This window comes from Chamaesiphon sp. VAR_69_metabat_338, assembly GCF_031423935.1.
Taxonomy (GTDB): domain Bacteria; phylum Cyanobacteriota; class Cyanobacteriia; order Cyanobacteriales; family Chamaesiphonaceae; genus Chamaesiphon.
Genome location: NZ_JANPGM010000443.1, coordinates 1 through 4189 on the forward strand (window position 1 = coordinate 1; position 4189 = coordinate 4189).

General features: G+C 41.2%; 4 protein-coding genes and 1 pseudogene. All 5 read right to left on the reverse strand.

What is annotated here, in order from left to right; translation table 11 throughout:
- The coding region (locus RMO84_RS12305; RefSeq protein WP_310488744.1) for an ATP-binding cassette domain-containing protein at positions 1-340 on the reverse strand (340 nt) is incomplete at its 3' end.
- A 142-nt stretch (positions 341-482) separates the two neighbouring features.
- The gene (locus RMO84_RS12310) at positions 483-1283 is read right to left on the reverse strand and encodes a nidogen-like domain-containing protein (RefSeq protein ID WP_310488745.1); all 801 of its coding nucleotides are present in this window, start codon (positions 1281-1283) and stop codon (positions 483-485) included.
- A 565-nt stretch (positions 1284-1848) separates the two neighbouring features.
- Complete coding sequence (locus RMO84_RS12315; RefSeq protein ID WP_310488746.1) at positions 1849-2592, reverse strand: discoidin domain-containing protein; 744 nt, start codon at positions 2590-2592, stop codon at positions 1849-1851.
- Positions 2593-2897: 305 nt separating this feature from the next.
- Entirely contained in the window at positions 2898-3734 is an 837-nt protein-coding gene (locus RMO84_RS12320; protein ID WP_310488747.1) for a PEP-CTERM sorting domain-containing protein, read from the reverse strand.
- Between the two features lie 160 nt (positions 3735-3894).
- Positions 3895-4189: pseudogene (locus tag RMO84_RS12325) on the reverse strand (cation transporter); the annotation flags it as partial.

A 4189-nucleotide genomic window follows, 5' to 3' on the forward strand; every position in this document is an offset into this window, starting at 1 on the left:
CTTGCCACTGTTCGAGGGATGGCACCAGTCCGATATTTTCACTGACATTAAAGTGCGGAAACAATCCGATATCCTGAATCGCATAGCCAATCCGCCGCCGCAGTTTAATCGGATCCCACTCAGTCGTCGATCGATCGTCCACCAATACTGAGCCAGCGGTTGGAGCGATGAGATGGTTGATTAATTTTAGCGTTGTCGTTTTCCCACTACCACTACGCCCCAATAAGACGATCGTTTCCCCTTGATAAATGCTCAGATTTAAGCGGGCTAGAATTTGCCTCTGCTCTATCTCAAAGCTAGCATCTCGGAATTCAACAGCAATCTCTGGCGTTTGGGGCATAGTCGGACGATCGACCCTTACGAGTCAATTAACTTGGAGCTTGACTTACATTATCAGCCAAAACACCAGCTAAGTCATGGGATTAATTCAAACCCTCAAACTTAACTGGTGTCTCGATCGAACCTAATTAGTTAAAACAAATCTACAGTTTGTTAGTAACTTTGAGTCTTTTTCTCAGCCGCAATGCTGCACCAGCACCCATCAAAGTCCCTACGATCGTAAACGGTTCGGGAACAGAGGCAGTCGGAGTTGAGGATGATGCAATGGCAACAGCACCATTTCTGGCACTGAAGATATCGCGACCTAGAATACCATTAGTATTGATAGTTCTTGTCGCTAGAGAATTTGAACCGCCATCTAAGAATGCCCCATTGACATTAGAACCTGGCAATTCAAACGACAATATATTCGCTGTACCAGCAAGACCATTTGAGTACCCCACACGGGCTGTACCTCCTTGATCCCACTGAATTTTGTCGTAGTTAAATTCGATATCAAAGTTGCCAGCACCTGTATCTGCACGATCGATCAGGACAACCTGGAAACTATTGAGTTTGTCCGTCCCCTGAGAATAGTAACCGACGTTGACATAATTGGCTGCAAAAGCGTTGCGACCGTTAACTAGCCCCTGTCCGTAAGTAACAGGAGTATTACCAATACCCCTAGTATCCACATCTGCGAAGAATGGTGCAATAGTTGGTGTAGTTGCAGTATTCAAAGCTTGAGTAGTGCTACCTGATGCGTTCTTGAAAGTTATGTTGCCATTGTTATTGACATAAGTTTGAGTGTAATTAGTACCAAAAAAATTGGCTGTGAATCCAAGAGCTACCGCACCAGTAGAAAGATCGTCGTTGGCAGCAAGAGTATTACTAGAAAATCCCGTTCTAATTGCGGCGGCTGAAGCTACTCCAGTCATCGCCATACTCATCGCTAAGGAAGTCACAGCAAGCCCGATAAATTTTACGGGAAACCTCTTGTGAGATTTAGTCGATATAGTGGAACATTCTTTAGTGCTGGGCAAAGTATTCATATGGTATTTGGTGAAGAAATTTAATACAGTACCCAATAACAAAATATTGTGAATTATCTAGAAGCTGAAGTTACTCGATCGTGCAAATAATTCAGTTTTTGTGATGGATTTAACATTCGACCATTACCATCACAAACATATTGTGTTTGCTATTTATACATGGCCTGTAAGTTATAACAAACACAAATTTATCAACTTAAACAAATTTTCGATTCAGCACAATGGCGCATTAATTCAACGATATTTACGATTTGCAGTAATAATTCCTACTATGCCGTTTGCGACCGACTTTAAATAAACTCTGATTAAGTAAAATGGCTTAGTCACGATCGATCCGATCGAATCCGATCTCGATTTAATTTACACTAGCAAAAAGCCTGTGAGACTAATGCATAAAAATAGACAGATCTAAAGATATTTCAGGAAATCTTCAGATCTGTCTATTGTGTCGATCGATCCTAAATTAATTAGTATCGATTTATAATTTGTTAGTAACTTTGAGTCTCTTTCTAATTCTCAATGCGGCGGTGCCACCGAAAAGAGTACCCGCGATCGTCAATGGTTCGGGGACTGCTGTCGTCGCTCTATTCACGATCGATGTATTGGGAATAGAGCTGTTAGGAAATGACGAAGCAGAAGTACTAATCGAAAAAGATACTTCTCCGATCGCACAAGCTGCAAATACAGATTGCCTACACTCCGATGCGTCAAACCTCACGTACCTAGCATTGGTAGTTGCAAAACCAAATACATCTGCTGAATACGCTGAATTGAGAGCGTTGTTAGAAGGAGTTAAACCAGCAGCTAGAGATGAAAAAGTAATATTGTCTGTAGAATAAGCGAGATTGAGCCGACCTATTCCCGATGCATCCTCATTCCAAAGAGCCAATCGATCGATACTCTTGACACTGCCTAAATCGTAAGTGACGGTAGCACTTTGAGTACCCAAATTGCTAAACCACTCATTACCAGCATAGGCATAAGTATGGGTTGGATTTAGGGATAAATAACTATCGAAGTCCGTGACACCACTAACAAATTTACTAGCCAAACCATTTTGGTTGTAAGTATCTGCAAGGCTGCCATATCCGGAACCACCATTATTGATGACCCCACCGACAGGGCTAAAAATTAATCCTGTGGCATTAGCATTACCTGTAACAGATAACATTACTAATGTTGAAAAGAAGGAAGCCACACCTATTTTTGTTTTTATCTGCATGCTCTCGGTCTTGTGGTAGGAAGAACTGTTGAGTCAAATGCGGTACTTGCGTACGTACATTTGTCGCAATTCTATCAACTCAGACCAGGTTTAGATTCAGTACAATGGCTTGTTTTTCTCTCGATCGATAAAGAAAAGCTGTAGCTATAGATCGATCTGTAACTACAGCTTTCTAAAATATTTTGGCAGCAACTAGACGCAAACCAATTCGAGCGACTGTCTAAAACGATTAGATTGGCTGCAATCAGAGCAAGCCGCCGATCGAGACAAGTTCAAACTAACATTAATTCACTCGAATCAATCTACTACTTCTTAATTACTTCTAGCTTCTTTCTCATTCTCATAGCTACGGTACCACCAATGAGAGTCCCGACGATCGTAAACGGTTCGGGGACAGATGTTGGCGCACCTGTATTAGCACCTAACAAATTTGTAAACAAACGGGCGTTATCATTTGTGGATTTCATCCCAACATTATCCCAAACATTCTGGTCTGTAATCACAAAAATACTACCAGCACCAATATTTTGATATGCCATCATAACGTCGGATGGATTATCTTGTCCTTTCATTAGAGCAATCGCAGAACCGCTAATATTGAGCGGAGCAAAAGCTGCATAATTATATGTATTCACACCCTCAGTCAGCGGATTATCTAAGATTTGACCGTTTGAACGCTTTGCATCACGATAATAACCATCGACAACGGTATTGTCGATCGAAATATTTCCACCCAAACTAGCGATTGCAGTAGTAATCCGGTTATTTTCGTCTGGAGAGATAGAGCCGTGTTCGCCCATAAAAGCAATGCGACCACCACCAGCAAGAAATGTGCTCAACGATTGGATTTCACTGTTAGTATACGAGTTAGCTGGTTGAACCATCCACAAAAGATTGAGATTGGATAAATTATTAGTATCCAATGTTCCGGTCAAAATACTAGAAGAAACTGCTTCTCCATTTACCGTTAAACCACTATTGTAAAAATTATTGATAGTACTAAGACTAAAGTAGCAGCCTGTACAACTATCTCCAAATACGCCTACTAGATTTGCAGCGTGAGCTTTTGGAATATTAATTAAAGCAGTTGTTAATACTCCTGCAATACTAGCAAATTTAATAAGGTTAGAGAAAGTAATCATAAAGTTGCTTGTTTAGACATAATTGTGTTGGTGTGACACAATCTTAGCAACCGCAACTAAGATTGAGTTCGGTACAATGGCTTGTTAACTATCTCTAGTAGATCTCTAAAATCCCTAACTCTTACTTTTTCTCCTCTGTGCAAACCAAGCTAACTCAAACTTAAATCGGTAAAAAGTAGAATGCCGCCGCTAAAATAAAATACGTTGCTAGCAACAAGATCCCTTCGAGCCAATTCGATCGACCGTCTAGCGCGATCAGATTAGCTACAATTACCGCCACGCCGACAGCCACAATTTCAAACGGATTGAAGTTTAGATCCATCGGTTGACCGATCGCATAACCGACTAATACCAGTAAAGGTGCCATCAAAAGTGCAACTAATAAACTCGAACCCATCGCCACTGAGACAGATAAATCCATATTGTTTTTGAGGGCAACGCCGATTGCGGTGACG

Bases quoted from the DNA above. Each gene is read 5' to 3' on its own strand.
- RMO84_RS12315 (WP_310488746.1), bottom strand. From the start codon at position 2,592: ATGCAGATAAAAACAAAAATAGGTGTGGCTTCCTTCTTTTCAACATTA.
- RMO84_RS12320 (WP_310488747.1), bottom strand. From the start codon at position 3,734: ATGATTACTTTCTCTAACCTTATTAAATTTGCTAGTATTGCAGGAGTA.